At 72.9% G+C, this 17,428-nt stretch carries 14 protein-coding genes; 11 read left to right on the top strand and 3 right to left on the bottom strand.

Annotated features, from left to right (window positions below; genetic code table 11):
• Positions 1-87 precede the first annotated feature (87 nt).
• Positions 88-3,681 carry a glycosyltransferase gene (locus ACYUD3_RS27220; protein ID WP_470975024.1) on the top strand — a complete coding sequence of 1,198 codons (3,594 nt, stop codon included), beginning with the start codon at positions 88-90 and terminating at the stop codon, positions 3,679-3,681.
• A complete protein-coding gene (locus ACYUD3_RS27215) occupies positions 3,678-5,174 on the top strand; it encodes a DUF5719 family protein (protein WP_470975021.1) in 1,497 nt (498 codons plus the stop codon). Before ACYUD3_RS27220 ends, ACYUD3_RS27215 begins: the two co-directional genes overlap by 4 nt.
• A gap of 68 nt (positions 5,175-5,242) precedes the next feature.
• Here the strand turns inward: ACYUD3_RS27215 and ACYUD3_RS27210 are convergent, their stop codons facing one another.
• Positions 5,243-5,692 (bottom strand): metallopeptidase family protein, encoded by a 450-nt coding sequence (locus tag ACYUD3_RS27210; protein ID WP_470975018.1) that lies wholly within the window; start codon positions 5,690-5,692, stop codon positions 5,243-5,245.
• Positions 5,693-5,954: 262 nt separating this feature from the next.
• Between ACYUD3_RS27210 and ACYUD3_RS27205 the strand changes: the two genes are divergently transcribed.
• The 8 genes from ACYUD3_RS27205 (at position 5,955) to ACYUD3_RS27170 (ending at position 14,998) form a co-directional block, all read left to right on the top strand.
• Complete coding sequence (locus tag ACYUD3_RS27205; protein ID WP_470975015.1) at positions 5,955-6,374, top strand: DUF3499 domain-containing protein; 420 nt, start codon at positions 5,955-5,957, stop codon at positions 6,372-6,374.
• A gap of 272 nt (positions 6,375-6,646) precedes the next feature.
• A complete protein-coding gene (locus tag ACYUD3_RS27200; RefSeq protein ID WP_470975012.1) occupies positions 6,647-8,011 on the top strand; it encodes a phosphomannomutase/phosphoglucomutase in 1,365 nt (454 codons plus the stop codon).
• Between the two features lie 127 nt (positions 8,012-8,138).
• Entirely contained in the window at positions 8,139-8,309 is a 171-nt protein-coding gene (locus ACYUD3_RS27195) for a Trm112 family protein (protein ID WP_470975009.1), read from the top strand.
• 242 nt (positions 8,310-8,551) lie between these two features.
• Positions 8,552-9,676, top strand: a complete 1,125-nt coding sequence (locus ACYUD3_RS27190) for an SIS domain-containing protein (protein ID WP_470975006.1) — start codon at positions 8,552-8,554, stop codon at positions 9,674-9,676.
• Between the two features lie 41 nt (positions 9,677-9,717).
• On the top strand, positions 9,718-10,869 hold the full coding sequence (gene manA, locus ACYUD3_RS27185; RefSeq protein WP_470975003.1) for a mannose-6-phosphate isomerase, class I: 1,152 nt from the start codon (positions 9,718-9,720) through the stop codon (positions 10,867-10,869).
• Between the two features lie 180 nt (positions 10,870-11,049).
• A complete protein-coding gene (locus tag ACYUD3_RS27180; protein WP_470975000.1) occupies positions 11,050-12,030 on the top strand; it encodes a cation diffusion facilitator family transporter in 981 nt (326 codons plus the stop codon).
• Positions 12,031-12,652: 622 nt separating this feature from the next.
• On the top strand, positions 12,653-14,107 hold the full coding sequence (ahcY, locus tag ACYUD3_RS27175) for an adenosylhomocysteinase (RefSeq protein ID WP_470974997.1): 1,455 nt from the start codon (positions 12,653-12,655) through the stop codon (positions 14,105-14,107).
• 276 nt (positions 14,108-14,383) lie between these two features.
• Positions 14,384-14,998, top strand: a complete 615-nt coding sequence (locus tag ACYUD3_RS27170) for a hypothetical protein (protein ID WP_470974994.1) — start codon at positions 14,384-14,386, stop codon at positions 14,996-14,998.
• A 7-nt stretch (positions 14,999-15,005) separates the two neighbouring features.
• On the opposite strand, the gene ACYUD3_RS27165 is transcribed toward ACYUD3_RS27170, so the two are convergent.
• Entirely contained in the window at positions 15,006-15,944 is a 939-nt protein-coding gene (locus tag ACYUD3_RS27165) for an RDD family protein (RefSeq protein WP_470974991.1), read from the bottom strand.
• A gap of 129 nt (positions 15,945-16,073) precedes the next feature.
• On the opposite strand from ACYUD3_RS27165, the gene ACYUD3_RS27160 reads away from it, so the two are divergent.
• Entirely contained in the window at positions 16,074-17,075 is a 1,002-nt protein-coding gene (locus ACYUD3_RS27160; RefSeq protein WP_470974988.1) for a stage II sporulation protein M, read from the top strand.
• A gap of 132 nt (positions 17,076-17,207) precedes the next feature.
• Here the strand turns inward: ACYUD3_RS27160 and ACYUD3_RS27155 are convergent.
• Positions 17,208-17,428, bottom strand: a 221-nt coding sequence (locus ACYUD3_RS27155) for a hypothetical protein (RefSeq protein ID WP_470974985.1), incomplete at its 5' end; no start/stop codon positions are given.

The following is a 17,428-nucleotide window of genomic DNA, read 5'->3' as shown; positions in this document are numbered from 1 at the left end:
TAGTGTGGGCGCTCGTCCGAGACACCCCGTCGTCAGCAGACGGCGCAGGCGTCCACCGCAGTCCATCGAACCGGGGCCCGTACCTCGATGTCCGTGCACAGCCATACGGCAGCCCAGCAAGGCGCTGCCACGCCAGAGTTCCCGCGTCACGTGGTGACCGCGGTCCTCGTCGCCCACGACGGCGCCCGCTGGCTGCCCGACGCGCTCGCCGGGCTGCTCGGCCAGGAGCGCCCCGTCCAGGCCGCCGTCGCCGCCGACACCGGCAGCGCCGACGACTCCGCGCGGCTCCTGACCGACGCCCTCGGCGACGGCCGGGTCCTGCATCTCGCCCGGCGCACCGGCTTCGGCCAGGCCGTCGAGGAGGCCGCCCGCTCCACCCCGGTCCTCGGCCCCGACGACCTGCCCTACCTCAAACGCCCCAGCGGCTGGGACCCCGTCACGCGCACCTGGCGCGACGACGCCTACGACCTGCCCGAACTGCCGCACGGCGAACCGCTCCAGTGGCTCTGGCTGCTGCACGACGACTGCGCCCCCGAACCCGACGCGCTCGCCGAGATGCTGCGCGTCGTCGACAACGAACTCGACCTCGGACGCGACGACGTAGGCATCGTCGGCCCCAAACTCCGCGGCTGGTACGACCGGCGCCAGCTCCTGGAGGTCGGCGTCACCATCGCGCCCTCCGGCCGCCGCTGGACCGGCCTGGACCGCCGCGAACAGGACCAGGGGCAGCACGACCACGTGCGCGCGGTCCTCGCCGTCTCCTCCGCCGGCATGCTGATCCGCCGCGACCTCTTCGAGGAACTCGGCGGCTTCGACCGCCGCCTGCCCCTCATGCGCGACGACGTCGACCTGTGCTGGCGCGCCACCGCGCGCGGCCACCGCGTCCTGGTCGCCCCCGAGGCCGTCGTACGCCACGCGGAGGCCGCCTCCCGCGAGCGCCGCGCGGTCGACTGCGCGGGCCGTACGACCGCCTCGCCGCACAAGGTCGACAAGGCGGGCGCCGCCTACACCCTCCTCGTCAACAGCCGTGCGGCCGCGCTGCCCTGGGTGCTGCTGCGGCTGATCGTCGGCACCGTCCTGCGGACCGTCGCCAACCTCGTCGGCAAGGTCCCGGGGCAGGCCCTCGACGAGATCCGGGGGCTGCTCGGCACCTTGCTGCGGCCCGAGCGGATCATCGCCGGGCGGCGCGCGCGCGAGAAGCCGGTCGTCGACAAGGGCGAACTGCGCCCCCTGTTCCCGCCGCCCGGCGCGACCGTCCGCGCGACCGTCGAACAGGCCGCGAGCAGCTTCTTCGGCTCTTCCGACACCGACACCACCGCGGGCCGGCACGGCGGCGGCCTGGAGTCCGGGCCCGGCGGCGACGACGCGGACTTCCTGGAGATCGAGCAGTTCGCGCGGCTGAAGCGGATCGCCCGCAAACCCGGCCCGGTGCTCTTCCTGATCCTGCTGCTGGTCTCCCTGGCCGCCTGCCGCGCCCTCCTGGGCAGCGGCGCCCTCTCCGGCGGCGCCCTCCTGCCCGCCCCGGCCGACGCCTCCGACCTGTGGGCCCGCTACACCGACAGCTGGCATCCCGTCGGCGCCGGCGGCACCCCTGCCGCGCCGCCCTACCTGGCGATCGTCGCCGCGTTCGCGACCCTCCTGCTCGGCTCGACCGGCCTGGCCGTCACCGTCCTGCTGGTCTGCTCCGTCCCGCTCGCCGGGTTCGCCGCCTACTTCGCCTCCCGGCCCCTCGTCGAATCCCGCCTCCTGCGCGCGTGGGCGGCCGTCGGCTACGCCTTCCTGCCCGCCGCCACCGGCGCCCTGGCGGGCGGCCACATCGGCACCGCCGTCCTCGCGATCCTGCTCCCGCTCATCGCCCGCGCGGGCCTCGCCGCCAGCGGCCTGGCCAGCTCCTCGGGCGCGCGCGGCAGCTGGCGCGCGACCTGGGCGTACGCGCTGCTGCTGACGGTCACCACCGCGTTCACGCCGATCGTGTGGCCCATCGCGCTGGTCCTCGGCCTCGCCGTCCTGGCCGTGCGCCGCACCGAACCCGTCCCGTACGGCCTGCGGTTCCTCGCCCAGCTCGGCACCCCCCTGCTGATTCTCGCCCCCTGGTCGCTGACCCTCCTGCCGACCGGCTTCTTCCACCAGGCGGGCCTGGAGTACGGCGCCTCCGCCGCCTCCCCGCTCGACCTCCTGGGCGCCAGCCCCGGCGGCCCCGGCACCGTCAGCGGACTGATGCTCACCGGCGTCGTCCTGGCCGCCCTGGCCGCCCTCCTGCGCTCCGAGCGGCACACCGGAGTGTGGGCCTCCTGGGCCGTCGCCCTCGTCGGCCTGGTCTTCGCCGTCCTGTCCAACACCTCCAGCTGGGCCGGCCCCGCCACCCTGGTCTACGGCATCGCCCTGCTGTGCGCGGCCGTCATCGGCGCCGACGGCGCCCGCGCGCGGGTCGCCGAGCAGAGCTTCGGCTGGCGCCAGCCCGTCGCCGCCCTCATCGCCTTCGCCTGCGCGGCCGGCCCCCTGCTGATCGCCGCCGGCTGGATGATCCGCGGCGCCGACGGCCCCCTGGAGCGCCGCGACCCCGTGCAGGTGCCCGCGTTCGTCGCCGAGGAGGCCGGTACGAGCGACCAGGCGCGCACCCTGGTCCTCGACTCCGCCTCCGCAGCCCACGTCTCCTACATGCTGGTGCGTGGTTCCGGCGCCCGCCTCGGGGACGCCGAGAGCGCGGCGGCCGACGGCGAGAACAAGCAGCTCGACAAGGTCGTCGCCAACCTGGTCGCCGGCTCCGGCGCCGACCAGACCGACGAGCTCGGCAAGTTCGCCGTCCGCTACGTCCTCGTCCACAAGGGCGCCCCCCGCGACATCACCCGCGTCCTCGACGCCACCCCGGGCCTCAGCCGGCTCAGCGCGCAGAGCGGCGGCGCCCTGTGGCGGGTGAACCGGGAGGTGTCCCGCGCGGCGATCGTCGCCGCCGACGGCTCCGGCACCCCCGCCGTCGTCGCCGCGGGTCCCGTCGAGATCCACACGACCGTCCCCGACGGCACCGACGGCCGCGTCCTGCGCCTCGCCGACGCCGCCGCCGACGGCTGGAGCGCCACCCTCGACGGCAAGCCCCTCACCAGGACCACCGTCGACGGCTGGGCCCAGGGCTTCGAACTCCCCTCCACCGGCGGCAAGCTGGACGTCACCTACGACGATCCGATCGGCCACACCCTGTGGCTGTGGGCCCAGGGCCTCCTGGCCGTCGTCCTGGTCGTCCTCGCCCTCCCCGGCCGCCGCCGCGACGTCGACGACGACCTCCCCGAGGAGGAGCAGCCCATCCCCGCCCAGGCGAGCGGCGAGGGCCGCCGCGCCCGCCGCCTGCGCGACCGCGCGGAGGCCGAGGAACCCACAGAGGCCGAACAGCCCCCGCCCGCCCAGGAAGAGCCGGCCGCGGTCCCGCCCCAGCAGCAGCCCTACGGCGACTGGGACACGAACGCCTACGCGGGCGCCGAGCAGCAGTACCAAAGCGCCCAGGGCTACGACTACAACGCCCAGTACGACCCCTACCAGGCCGGCCAGTACGACCCGTACGCCTACGACCCGAACGCCCCGCAACAGCAGCAGTACGACCCGCAGGGCTACGACCCGGCCGGCTACCCGCAGGGCTACGACCAGACGCAGCAGCAGCCGTACCAGCGCCCTGACGGGAGCCAGCAGTGAACCGCACCACCCTGTCCCTGATCGCCGGTACGGCCGCGCTGGCCGCCGTCGCCGGGTTCGCCGTCCTGGAGGCCCCCGCCGCCACCGGCACCGCGAGCACGGCCACGACGGCCGCCCAGCTGCCCGTGGAGCGCACCAGCCTGGTCTGCCCCGCCCCCAGCACCTCCGACCTCGCCGACACGTCCTACGAGTCGTTCACGCCCGTCACCAAGGGCACCGGAAGCGACGGCAAGGCGACCCTCCAACCGGCCGCCGAGGACAGCGCCGACGCCAGCAAGGCCGGCGCCACCCAGAAGACCGCCAAGTCCCCGCTCACCGCCAAGGAGCCCGGCACCCCCGCCGCCGGCACCGTCAGCGGCGGCGGCGCGCCCGCCCTGGTCGCCACCGCCACCGGCAAGTACGCCCCCGGCTGGACCCTCCAGGCCACCACCGAGGTCGCCGCCGGCACCGGCCGCGGCCTCCTGGGCGTCGCCTGCACCGCCCCCGACACCCAGTTCTGGTTCCCCGGCGCCTCCACCGCCGCCGACCGCACCGACTACCTCCACCTCACCAACCCCGACGACTCCGCGGCCGTCGTCGATCTCCAGCTCTACGGCCCCGAGGGCGCCCTCACCAGCGCCGTCGGCGAGGGCATCACCATCCCCGCGCACTCCAGCGACCCGGTGCTGCTCTCCACGCTCACCGACCAGAAGCTCGACGACGTCACCGTCCGCGTCACCGTCCGCAGCGGACGCGTCGGCGCCGCCGTGCAGGCCCTGGACGACAAGCTCGGCGGCGACTGGCTGGCCGCCGCCACCGACCCCTCGAACACCCTGGTCATCCCCGGCATCCCCAAGGACGCCACCGCCGTCCGCCTGGTCGCCTTCACCCCGGACGACTCCGACGCCGACCTGAAGCTCCAACTCGCCTCCGCCAGCAGCCTCATCACCCCGGCGGGCCACGAGACGCTGCACGTCAAGGCCGGCATGACCACCGCCGTCGACCTCGGCGACGTCACCCGGGGCGAGGCGGGCTCCCTGGTGCTCTCCCCGGGCGACGTCTCCACCCCGGTCGTCGCCGCCGTCCGCATCACCCGCGGCAAGGGCGACAAGGCGGAGACGTCGTTCATCCCGGCCACCGCCCCGGTCGGCACGCGCGCGTCCGCCGTCGGCAACACCGCCAAGGGCACCGTCCTGTCCGTCACCGCCCCCACGGCCGACGCCCAGATCAAGGTGACCTCCTCGGCGGGCACCGAGGGCGGTACGGCCGTCTCCAAGACGTACACCGTCAAGGCCGGCACGACCCAGGACATCACCCCGCCCGTCCCCGCGGGGCTCAAGGGCACCTACGCGCTGACCGTCGAGACCGTCTCCGGAGGCCCCGTCTACGCCTCCCGCATGCTCTCCGAGAGCGACGGGGACGCCTCAGGGTTCACCACCCAGACCCTCCCGGACGACCGGGGGACGGTGGCGGTACCGGATGCGCGCGAGGACCTGACGGTCCTCCAGAAGTAGCAGCAGGGGCGCCTCCTAGGGGGCGCCCCAAGCCTTGAGCAGACGCTCAGTGAGCCTTAGGCGGACGCTCAGTCCTCCCCGTACCGGGGATCGACGGTCTCCGGAGTCAGCCCCAGCAGCTCCGCGACCTGCTCGACGACGACCTCATGGACGAGCGCGGCCCGCTCGTCACGCCCCTTGGTGCGGATCTCCACCGGACGCCGGTAGACGACGACCCGCGCGGGCCGCCCCTCCCGCGACGGCACCGTCCCACCCAGGGGCACCGCCTCGTCGTTCCACGGCTCCCCGGGAGCATCCAGCCGGGGCACCTCAAGGACCATGAAGTCGATGTCCGCGAGCTGCGGCCAGCGCCGCTCCAGCCGCTCCACCGAGTCCTGCACGAGGTCGGCGAACAGCTCGGCACGGCTCGCGGCCAGCGGCACCTGCGGCGGCGCGATCGGCCCGCGCATACCGCGCCCATGGCGATCACGACGGCGGGGCCGGGGGCCTGCGGCAGGGGGCGGTACGGACTCGTCCATCACTACTGAAGCGTAGTCCCCGCCGAGGCCGCCCCGCCGACCTCCCCGGCATGTCGCACCATCAGTGATCAAGCCAAGGTTGGGCTCGATTTCGTATCCCCAAGAGGCCGTCGATTTCATGACAATGGGCGGGGTTTGTACGTGACGGTGACCGGATACAGTCCGTCCCGCCCGGCCGGAAACTGGCGTCGACGCAGGTCAGCGGGGTATGACTGAAGAGATCTGTGGGGCGTTTCACAACCCGACACGGTGGAGTGACCTGGTGGAGAGTCGTCGCGGCCCGCTCAAGAGTGCGGTACCGTCCAACGTCGTGAGCCCTGTACGTCGCTGTTCGCGCACCGCCTGCGGCCGACCCGCCGTCGCGACGCTGACGTACGTCTACGCCGACTCGACGGCCGTCCTCGGACCGCTCGCCACCTACGCCGAACCCCACTGCTACGACCTGTGCGCCGAGCACTCCGAGCGCCTCACCGCCCCGCGCGGCTGGGAGGTCGTCCGCCTCCTCGACGCCTCCGCCCCGGCCCGCCCCAGCGGCGACGACCTGGAGGCCCTCGCCAACGCCGTACGCGAAGCCGCCCGCCCCCAGGAGCGCGCCTCCAAAGGCCCCACCGGGCGCGCCGCGGACCCCATGGAGGTCGCCCGCCGCGGCCACCTCCGCGTCCTGCGCTCACCCGACAACTGACCCTCCCTGAGGAACGGTTCCTGCGGCAGCCTCCCACGCGCGGACGGGCTTTCAGGAGCCCCGCACAACCTCTTGCCGACCTCTCACCTGAGGCCCCCCGAAGCCTTTGTCGCGCCACGACATGAAGCTCCCCGGAAGCCCGCGTGAAGCGCCGATGACGCCCCGATGGCGGGCCCCGCCCCCACCGGGGCACAGCCCGCCGACCGCGCCCCGCACCCGGCACCGGGCCGGGTAGTTTGAGGCGACCAGTGGGACTTCAGGAGGGTTGGGCTGTGGCTGTTGACCTGTCGCGGATCGTGAAGGCGTACGACGTGCGCGGAGTGGTCCCCGACCAGTGGGGCGAGCCCCTGGCGGAACTCTTCGGCGCGGCCTTCGTCCGGGTGACCGACGCGCGCGCGATCGTCGTGGGCCACGACATGCGCCCCTCCTCACCCGCCCTCACCGCCGCCTTCGCGCGCGGGGCCACCGCCCAGGGCGCCGACGTCACCGAGATCGGCCTGTGCTCCACCGACCAGCTCTACTACGCCTCCGGCGCCCTCGACCTGCCCGGCGCGATGTTCACCGCCTCCCACAACCCCGCCCAGTACAACGGCATCAAGCTGTGCCGGGCCGGGGCGGCGCCGGTCGGCCAGGACACCGGCCTCACCGAGATCCGTGAACTGGCCGAACTCTGGAGCGAGTCGGGGGCGCCGGAGTTCTCCGGGCGGCCGGGAACCGTGACGCGCCGCGAGACGTTGGAGGATTACGCGGCCCACCTCCGCTCCCTGGTCGACCTGACCTCGATCCGCCCGCTCAAGGTCGTCGTCGACGCAGGCAACGGCATGGGCGGCCACACCGTCCCCACGGTGTTCGAGGGCCTGCCCCTGACCCTGGTCCCGATGTACTTCGAACTCGACGGCACGTTCCCCAACCACGAGGCCAACCCCCTGGACCCGGCCAACCTGGTGGACCTCCAGAAGCGGGTCCGCGAGGAACAGGCCGACCTGGGGCTCGCCTTCGACGGCGACGCCGACCGCTGCTTCGTCGTCGACGAGAACGGCGACCCGGTGTCCCCCTCCGCCATCACGGCCCTGGTGGCGGCCAGGGAACTCAGGCGCAACGGCGGCAAGGGCACCGTCATCCACAACCTGATCACCTCCTGGACGGTCCCCGAGGTGGTGAAGGAGCACGGCGGCACCCCCGTCCGCACCCGGGTCGGCCACTCCTTCATCAAGGCCGAGATGGCCACCACCGGCGCCATCTTCGGCGGCGAACACTCCGCCCACTACTACTTCAAGGACTTCTGGAACGCCGACACCGGCATGCTGGCCGCCCTCCACGTCCTGGCCGCCCTGGGCACCCAGGAAGCGGGCCTGTCCTCCCTGGTGGCGGAGTACGACCGCTACCAGGGCTCCGGCGAGATCAACTCCACGGTGACCGACCAACAGGCAAGCCTGACCGCGATCCGCAAGGAGTACGCGTCCCGCCCGGACACGGAGTTGGACGACTTGGACGGCCTGACGGTGACGACCCCGACCTACTGGTTCAACGTCCGCCCCTCCAACACAGAGCCCCTGCTCCGCCTGAACGCGGAGGCGAGGGACCGGGAGACGATGGAGAGGGTGCGGGATGAGGTGTTGGGGATCATCAGGGGGTGATCGCGGGGGTGCTGCGGGAGGGGCGGGTAGGGGCGGCGGGGGCGAAGGAGCTGGACGGCGCGGCCCGCCCGCCCCCACGGCGGTACCCTGACCAGGCACGTCACGCATCCCACCGAAGGGACACCCCATGCCGCTCGAAGCCGGCCTCCTGGAGATCCTGGCCTGCCCGGCCTGCCACGCCCCCCTCAAGGAGCAGGACACCGAGCTGATCTGCACCGCAACGGACTGCGCCCTCGCCTACCCCGTCCGCGACGGCATCCCCGTCCTCCTGGTCGACGAGGCCCGCCGCCCCGCGTGACCCGCGCGGAGCCGCCCGTACGAGCCCGCCCGAGGCACACCCCGCCGAGCGCGGCAGCCGTACCCCACAGAGCCCCAGGCGAGCCCTACGGCAGACCCCCCGGCCGAAGCCGCCGAAGCCTCTGACGAGGCGGCTGCCGAAGTCCCGGCCGAAGCTCCCACGCGCTCCCAAAGCCCTGCCAGGACCCCCCCGCTCCAAGCCGCCCCGCTCCCGAAGACCCCGGTGATCGGAGACCCCCGCACATGCTCGACGAATCGCTGCTGGACTCGCCGGACGCCCTGGCCGAGGCCGACCGCCGCGGCCTCCTGCGCGGCGCGGCGGAGGCCGGCGCCCGCGTCCGCACGGCCGCGAGACTGGCCGCCGAGGCCGGCCTACAGGAGCTGAAACCGGACGGCCGCCCCCGGGCGATCCTGATCGCGGGCCCCGGCGCCGCGGCGACCTGCGTGGCGGACCTCCTGCGCACCTTGGCCGGCGCGTCCTGCCCGGTCACCCGCCTCGCCCCGACCGGCGTCGCCCCGGCGGCGGGCGCCCTGCGCTGGGAACTCCCGGGCTGGGCGGGCTCGGTGGACCTGCTGCTCATCGCGACCCCGGACGGCAGCGAGCCGGGCCTGGCGCTGCTGGCGGAACAGGCGTACCGCCGCGGCTGCACGGTCGTCGCCGTGGCCCCCAGCCGCTCCCCGCTGACGGAGACGGTGGGCGCGACGCACAGCCTGTTCATCCCGATGGCGACGACGTCCTACGAACGGCAGCAGACGGCCGCGTCGGCGCCCGGGGCGCTGTGGGCGCTGCTGACCCCGCTGCTGGCGCTCCTGGACCGCGTAGGGCTGCTCACAGCCCCTCCTGAGGCCGTCGAGAAGATCGCCGACCGGCTCGACCACGTCGCCGAGCGCTGCGGCCCGGCGATCGCGACGTACGGCAACCCGGCGAAGACCCTGGCCGCCGAACTCGCCGACGCCCTCCCGGTGATCTGGACGGAAGGCGTCTCGGCGGGCCCGGCGGGCCGCAGGTTCGCCGCCGCCCTGGCCGAACTCGCCGGCCGCCCCGCCCTGGTCGCCGAACTCCCCGAGGCCCTCGCCGAACACAGCGCCCTCCTCGCGGGCCCGCTGGCGGCGAGCGCCGACCCGGACGACTTCTTCCGCGACCGCGTGGAGGAGGCACCGACCCTCCACGCGCGCGTGGTGCTCCTGCGGGACCGCCCGATCGGCGGCCTCACCGCCGCCCCGAACGCCCGTGACCTGGCCCTCGGCCACGACACCCCGATCAGCGAGCTCGACCCCGAACCGGGCGCCGAACTGGAGACCCTCGCGGAGCTGATCGCCGTCACGGATTTCGCCGCCGTTTACCTGGCGCTCGCCTCGGGAGCCTGATCATGCCCACGGCCCCCTGACCGTCGTACAGAAAGCACCCCATGGACCGCCTCGACAACACCGTCCGCCCCTACGCCTGGGGTTCGACCACCGCGATCCCGCAGCTCCTCGGCGTCGAGCCGACCGGTGAGCCGCAGGCGGAGATGTGGCTGGGGGCCCACCCGGGCGCCCCCTCGCGCACCGCGCGCGGGACGCTCGACGAGGTCATCGCGGCCCACCCGGAGACCGAACTCGGCCCCCGCGCGGTCGCCAAGTTCGGCCCCCGCCTCCCCTTCCTCCTCAAACTCCTCGCCGCGGGCGCCCCCTTGTCCCTCCAGGTGCACCCGAACCTGGCGCAGGCCAAGGAGGGCTACGCCGACGAGGAGCGCCGGGGCATCCCCGTGGACGCCCCGCACCGCAACTACAAGGACGCCAACCACAAGCCCGAACTCATCTGCGCGCTCACCGAGTTCGAGGGCCTGTGCGGCTTCCGCGACCCCCTCCGGGCGGCCGACCTGCTCGCCGGCCTGGACGTCGACTCCCTGAAGCCGTACGTCGACCTCCTGCGCGCCCACCCCGAGGACGCGGCCCTGCGCGAGGTCCTCACCGCCGTCCTGACCGCCGACCGCACGGAGATGGCCCGCACGGTCACCGAGGCCACCCACGCGTGTGCGCGCATAGGCGGCGACTACGCCCCGTACGCGGAGATCGCCCGCGACTACCCCGGCGACCCCGGTGTCATCGCCGCGATGCTCCTCAACCACGTCCGCCTCCAGCCCGGCGAGGCCCTCTTCCTCGGCGCGGGCATCCCGCATGCCTACCTCAGCGGACTCGGCGTCGAGATCATGGCCAACTCCGACAACGTCCTGCGCTGCGGCCTCACCCCCAAGCACGTCGACGTCCCCGAACTCCTGCGCGTCGTCCGCTTCGAGCCGACCGACCCGGGCGTCCTGCGCCCCGAGGCCGCGCCGGACGGCGAAGAGGTCTACGACACCCCGATCGACGAGTTCCGGCTCTCGCGGTACGTCCTGGCCGAGGGCGCCGCAGGACCGGACCTCACCCTGGAGACCCCGCAGATCCTGCTCTGCACGGCGGGCGCGGTGCGGGCCGGGGAGAACGGACTGGCGCCGGGGCAGGCGGTGTTCGTGCCGGCGGGGGAGCGGGTCGGGGTGAGCGGGGCGGGGACGGTGTTCCGGGCGACGGTCGTCGTCTGACCTGCCCCTATTGCGGGCGGTCCGATCATCGCACCGGGGCTGTGGACAACCTGCGACGTGGCCGGCGCCGGGGCTGCAAGAATGGCGCACCGGCAAAGGCCCGGCAAAGCGCCGAGGCCCGGCACCGGCGCCGTACAGAAGCCCGGCACAGCGCCGAACAGGAAGGGAACACGCGAGCACATGAGCGCGTCAGGCGGCACCAAAGCGATCGTGGCGGCACTCGGCGCCAACCTCGCGATCGCGGTATCGAAGTTCGTGGCGTTCGCCTTCAGCGGCTCGTCGTCGATGCTCGCCGAGGGCGTGCACTCGCTCGCCGACTCCGGCAACCAGGCGCTGCTGCTCATCGGCGGCAAGAAGGCCCAGCGCGAGGCGACGCCCCAGCACCCCTTCGGCTACGGCCGCGAGCGCTACATCTACGCCTTCCTCGTGTCGATCGTCCTGTTCTCGGTGGGCGGCATGTTCGCCGTCTACGAGGGTTACGAGAAGATCCGCCACCCGCACGAGCTGGAGAACTGGTACTGGCCGGTGGGCGTCCTCGTCTTCGCGATCGTCGCCGAGGGCTTCTCCTTCCGCACCGCCATCAAGGAGTCCAACGCCCTGCGCGGCAAGCAGTCCTGGAAGGACTTCATCCGCCGCGCCAAGGCCCCCGAACTCCCCGTCGTCCTCCTGGAGGACTTCGGCGCCCTCATCGGCCTCGTCCTCGCCCTCGCCGGCGTGGCCCTCTCCCTGGCCACCGGCGACGGCGTCTGGGACGGCGTCGGCACCCTCTGCATCGGCATCCTCCTCGTCCTCATCGCCCTGGTCCTCGCCGCCGAGACCAAGTCCCTCCTGCTGGGCGAATCGGCGGGCCTGGACGAGGTGCGCAAGATCGAGAAGGCGATCGTCGACGGCGACACCGTCACCCGGGTCATCCACATGCGCACGCTCCACCTGGGCCCCGAGGAACTCCTGGTCGCCGCCAAGATCGCCGTCCAGCACGACGACACCGCCACCGAGGTCGCCACCGCCATCAACGCCGCGGAATCCCGCATCCGGGAGGCCGTCCCGATCGCCCGGGTCATCTACCTGGAGCCGGACATCTACAGCGAGAGGGAGGCGGCCAAGGGCGCGGACAAGGAGGCGGCGCCCGGGGGGCCGGGAACGGGAGCGGGGGCTCACTGATCGAGAGGGGGTTCCATCAGGCGAGACCCGCGGCTGCTGGGGGCGAACTCGACGCCCGCTGGAGCGACGGCCCGGAAAAACCACGGCCCGTCGGCCACCGGCGAGGCCACCCCGGCGGCGAACCGGCACCCGCGAGCGGGCCGCCCCGAGCCGCACGGCCCCCTCCCGCAACGCCCTCCCCGCAGCCCCTCGACCCCCCTCCGACCTGCACCGCAGCAACACGGACAGCCACCCCGGCCGGCCCCGGAACCCGGCTCCGGCCGCCCGTCACCCCACCCTCGCCCCCCTTCCCGCCCCCTCACCCCAGTACCTCCCCCTACAACCCCGTCTTTCCGGCCGACTTCACCCCGGAATCGGCGTGATCTTCCGAGAGGGGCTGGGGCGGGCCCGGCGTGCCGGTGTAGCTTGGAGCGGAAGCCAGACGTCGCTGCTGATGGCGGTCGGGCGGCCCGTACACGGGCCGGCCGAGGGAGAGAGGGCCTCCGACGGACTGCGCTGCGCGTACGCGGGCCCGCCCGTGTTCCTCCGTGCGTTCCCATGCCCGGAGGGCACTTCTGTGTCCGCCGCCGCGCAGACCAGCCGTACCCATCGACCTCGCCCCGAACCCGAGGAGCAGTTCACCATGGCTGTCGAGAACCGACAGGACTTCAAGGTCGCCGACCTCTCCCTGGCCGCCTTCGGCCGCAAGGAGATCACCCTCGCCGAGCACGAGATGCCCGGCCTGATGGCGATCCGCAAGGAGTACGCCGCGACCCAGCCCCTGGCCGGCGCCCGCGTCACCGGCTCGCTGCACATGACCGTGCAGACCGCCGTGCTGATCGAGACCCTCGTCGCCCTCGGCGCGCGGGTCCGCTGGGCCTCCTGCAACATCTTCTCCACCCAGGACCACGCCGCCGCCGCCATCGCGGTCGGCCCGGACGGCACCCCCGAGAACCCTCAGGGCGTCCCGGTCTTCGCCTGGAAGGGCGAGACCCTGGAGGAGTACTGGTGGTGCACCGAGCAGGCCCTGACCTGGTCGGACAGCCCCACCGGCGGCCCGAACATGATCCTGGACGACGGCGGTGACGCCACCCTCCTCGTCCACAAGGGCGTCGAGTACGAGAAGGACGGCAAGGTTCCCGCCGTCGACACCGCGGAGAACGACGAGCACCGCGTCATCCTCGAACTCCTCAACCGCACCATCTCCGGCGGCTCCCAGAAGTGGACCCAGCTCGCCTCCGAGATCCGCGGCGTGACCGAGGAGACCACCACCGGCGTCCACCGCCTGTACGAGATGCAGCGCGACGGCGTCCTGCTCTTCCCGGCGATCAACGTCAACGACGCCGTCACCAAGTCGAAGTTCGACAACAAGTACGGCTGCCGCCACTCCCTCATCGACGGCATCAACCGCGCCACCGACGTCCTCATCGGCGGCAAGACGGCCGTCGTCTTCGGCTACGGCGACGTCGGCAAGGGCTGCGCCGAGTCCCTGCGCGGCCAGGGCGCCCGCGTCATCGTCACCGAGATCGACCCCATCTGCGCCCTCCAGGCCGCGATGGACGGCTACCAGGTCACGACCCTCGACGAGGTCGTCGACAAGGCCGACATCTTCATCACCACGACCGGCAACAAGGACATCATCATGGCCGCCGACATGGCCAAGATGAAGCACCAGGCCATCGTCGGGAACATCGGCCACTTCGACAACGAGATCGACATGGCCGGCCTCGCCAAGATCCCCGGCATCGTCAAGGACGAGGTCAAGCCGCAGGTCCACACCTGGACCTTCGCCGACGGCAAGGTCCTCATCGTCCTGTCCGAGGGCCGCCTGCTGAACCTGGGCAACGCCACCGGCCACCCCTCCTTCGTGATGTCCAACTCCTTCGCGGACCAGACCCTGGCCCAGATCGAGCTGTTCGCCAAGCAGGAGGAGTACCCGGTCGGCGTCTACACGCTGCCCAAGCACCTCGACGAGAAGGTCGCCCGCCTCCACCTCGACGCGCTCGGCGTCAAGCTGACGACCCTGCGCCCCGAGCAGGCCTCGTACATCGGCGTCGAGGTCGAGGGCCCGTACAAGGCGGACCACTACCGCTACTGACCGCCCCCGCCGCCGGGCCGAGGCTCCCCCAGAGCCCACCCGGCAGCACCCGGCAGCACCGCAGAGGCAGGCCCCCGCACCCCCGTGCCGGGGGCCTGCCCCTTTCCCGCCCCACCCGAGCCACGCCCACGACGCCCCAGCCGGACCGGGCAACGCCTACGCGCCTCAGCCCGAGCCGACCAGCGCCCACGACGCTCCAGCCGGGCCGTCCAGCGTCCACGCGCCCCAGCCCGCGCTAAGACATCCCGGCCCGCCCTGTCACGACCCAGGACCCCCATGCCCCGCGGCCGCTATTCGCTCCACGACCCGCACGACCACACCCCTCTCGCAGAAGAACATTTCCAATGCGCCCCCGGCCCCACCGGCTGGCGCTACGTCGCCCAGCGCACCACCCCCCAAGGCGAACCCGCCGGCTCCGTCGACCTCGCCCTCGACGCCCTCGGCCGCCCCATCCGCCTCGAACTCCACGCCGCCGGCTGGCAGGTACGCGCCGCCGCCCTCGACGGCGTCACCTGGGTCCGCGGCGACCCCACCGGCGCCCACGCCACCGAAGGCAACGCCCCCGCCCACGCCTTCACCGGCACCTCCCCGGCCTTCCTCATCGCCACCGCCCGCCTCCTGCGCCTCACGCCCGCCTCCCCCGCGACCCGCGTCCGCCTCGTCTCCTTCACCGACCCCGTCCTCGCCCCCCGCACCGTGGACCAGTCCTGGGCCTTGGTGAACAGCGAAGCACACGCCACTGACAACGGCCCCCTGACCGTGGACGAATACCAGGTCACAGCCCTGGACACCGGCGAACGGCACACCGTTCACCTCACCGGCGACGTCGTCCTGTCCGCCCCCGGCATCGAACTGGAAGACCTGACCTCACCCCCGTCGACCTTCACCTGACCCGACGTCACACCGGCGGCACGAACCCCGTCCTCGGCACGGCGGCGGGCTCGGACACGGAAGACACCGGAGACACCGACGGCTCGGGACGAGAAGGCTGGACCGGCACTTGAGGAACGGCGCCCTGAGCCTCGTACGCCGAAGAACCACCCGCCGGGGGAGCGCCCGGGACCGGGGAAGCGTCCGGGACCGGGGGAGTGCCCGGGAACGTCCGCCGGGACTCGCGCGCCTGACGCTCCTGGAGCACGCCCGCCAGATACGCCGCGGGCGTCACCCCCTCCGGCGCCGGCACCCCCGTGCAGGCCGCCAGATCGCCCGCCAGCCGCACCGCCATGTCCCAGCCGACCTTCGGGTCCAACTGCCCCATCCGCCCCAGGTACTGCCGTACAGCCAGCCACAGCCCGTCCGGCACGGCCGACAGGTCCAGCTCCGCGAACCGGCCCGCGAGCCACGGCGGAGGCGGCGCCAGGAACCCCGTACGCGCCACCGGCACCCGCTCCCGCACCACCAGCGTCCCCGCGAAGACGTCCCCGAGCCGCCGCCCGCGCGCGGACACCAGCGAAGCCAGGACGGCGACCACCCCGCCCGTGAACAGGATCTCCACCGCCCCGATCGCCCCCCGCACCAACGCGTGCCGGAACCGGATCGGCCCCCCGTCGTCGCGCACCACCCGCAGCCCGCACACCAGCTTCCCCAGGGAACGCCCCTGGCTGAGCGTCTCCACCGCGATCGGCGCCCCCACCAGCACCAGCAGGAACGCGGCGACCGCCACCGCGAACTGCGCCGCCTCGTCCAACGACGCCGTCGCCGCCAGCAACCCGACCGACACCACCACGTAGACGACGAACACCACCACCAGATCCAGGACCACGGCCAGCGCCCTGCTGGGCAACCGCGCGGGCTGCACCTCCAGCGCCACCGCCTCACCCGTCACCAGCTCGCTCACGCCCGTCCCCTTCCCTGGCCTGCCCCTTGAACGGCAAGTCTGCCAAGCTGAACGCACTTCGCGCCCCAGTACGACAAGCTGACCCGAGCGCACCGGACGCCGACGAACAGCCCAGGAGCACGCACACCGATGGACCTCGACGTCTTCGTCTCCGCCCACCGCGCGGAATGGGACCGCCTCGACGCCCTTCTGCGCCGCCGGCTCACCGGCACTGAGGCCGACGAACTCGTCACGCTCTACCAGCGCACGGCCACCCATCTCTCCCTGATCCAGTCCAGCGCCCCCGACCCCCAGCTGACCGGCCGCCTCAGCCAACTCGTCGCCCGCGCGCGGAACACCGTCACCGGAACCCGCCGCGCCTCCTGGCGCGACGTCACCCGCTTCCTCGGCCACGACTTCCCGGCCGCCGTCTACCGCTCCCGCCGCTGGTGGGTGCCGACCGCGCTCCTGTCGACCGCCGTGGCCGTCCTCCTGGGGTGGTGGATCGGCACCCACCCAGAGGTGCAGTCGGCCATCGCCGCCCCCAGCCACCTGCGCGAACTCACCCGCCCCGGTGGGGAGTACGAGACCTACTACTCCAGCCACCCGGCGGCCTCCTTCGCCGCCCAGGTCTGGACGAACAACGCACAGGCCGCCGCCATGTGCCTCGTCCTAGGGGTCTTCCTCGGACTGCCCGTCCTATGGATCCTCTTCCAGAACATGCTCAACCTGGGCGTCGGCTTCGGCCTCATGTCCTCCGCCGGACGCCTGGACACCTTCCTCGGCCTGGTCCTCCCGCACGGCCTGCTCGAACTGACCGCCGTCTTCGTGGCCGCCGGTACGGGTCTGCGCCTGGGCTGGACCGTCATCGACCCCGGCCCGCGCACCCGCCGTACCGCCCTCGCGGAGGAGGGCCGCGCCGCCGTGGGCATGGCGATCGGCCTGGCCCTGGTCCTGTTCGTCTCCGGCGCCATAGAAGGCTTCGTCACCCCCTCCGGCCTGCCCACCTGGGCCCGCATCACCATCGGCGTCACCGCCGAGCTGGCCTTCCTGGCCTACGTCTACGTCGTCGGCGGACGCGCGGCCCGCACGGGTACGACGGGGGACGTGGCAGCCGCCGAACGCAGCGCCACTGTTCCCACAGCCGCCTGATGTGCGTCGACCGCCGTTGAGCTGTTAGTCTCCTCCTCGCCCCACAAGAACCGTTGACACGGGTCTTGCAGGGCGGTAGATTCGAACAGTTGCCTGGAACTGGATCTGATCCGGTCGGCAGTCAGCTAGTATCTACAGCGCCTCTCCGGAAGATCGATTCAATTCGCTCCCGTTGAAGCCTCCCCCGATGAAATCGGAAAACGAACGGCCGGTCAGACCGGCCCGGAAGTTCTGATAAAGTCGGAGCCGCCGGAAAGGAAACCGCGAAACAAAAGCGGGGAACTGGAAAGCACCGAGGAAATCGGATCGGAAAAAGATCTGATAGAGTCGGAAACGCAAGAACGAAGGGAAGC

The sequence above is a fragment of the Streptomyces sp. AMJ-169 genome, assembly GCF_055597585.1.
The sequence above is the reverse complement of the archived record's forward strand: the minus strand, read 5'-3'. Positions and strand labels throughout refer to the sequence as shown.

Excerpts from the sequence above, each read along its gene's own strand:
- ACYUD3_RS27220 (WP_470975024.1), top strand. The coding sequence starts at position 88 with ATGTCCGTGCACAGCCATACGGCAGCCCAGCAAGGCGCTGCCACGCCA.
- ACYUD3_RS27180 (WP_470975000.1), top strand. The coding sequence starts at position 11,050 with ATGAGCGCGTCAGGCGGCACCAAAGCGATCGTGGCGGCACTCGGCGCC.
- ACYUD3_RS27195 (WP_470975009.1), top strand. The coding sequence starts at position 8,139 with ATGCCGCTCGAAGCCGGCCTCCTGGAGATCCTGGCCTGCCCGGCCTGC.
- ahcY (WP_470974997.1), top strand. The coding sequence starts at position 12,653 with ATGGCTGTCGAGAACCGACAGGACTTCAAGGTCGCCGACCTCTCCCTG.
- ACYUD3_RS27160 (WP_470974988.1), top strand. The coding sequence starts at position 16,074 with ATGGACCTCGACGTCTTCGTCTCCGCCCACCGCGCGGAATGGGACCGC.
- ACYUD3_RS27170 (WP_470974994.1), top strand. The coding sequence starts at position 14,384 with ATGCCCCGCGGCCGCTATTCGCTCCACGACCCGCACGACCACACCCCT.
- manA (WP_470975003.1), top strand. The coding sequence starts at position 9,718 with ATGGACCGCCTCGACAACACCGTCCGCCCCTACGCCTGGGGTTCGACC.
- ACYUD3_RS27190 (WP_470975006.1), top strand. The coding sequence starts at position 8,552 with ATGCTCGACGAATCGCTGCTGGACTCGCCGGACGCCCTGGCCGAGGCC.
- ACYUD3_RS27210 (WP_470975018.1), bottom strand. The coding sequence starts at position 5,692 with ATGGACGAGTCCGTACCGCCCCCTGCCGCAGGCCCCCGGCCCCGCCGT.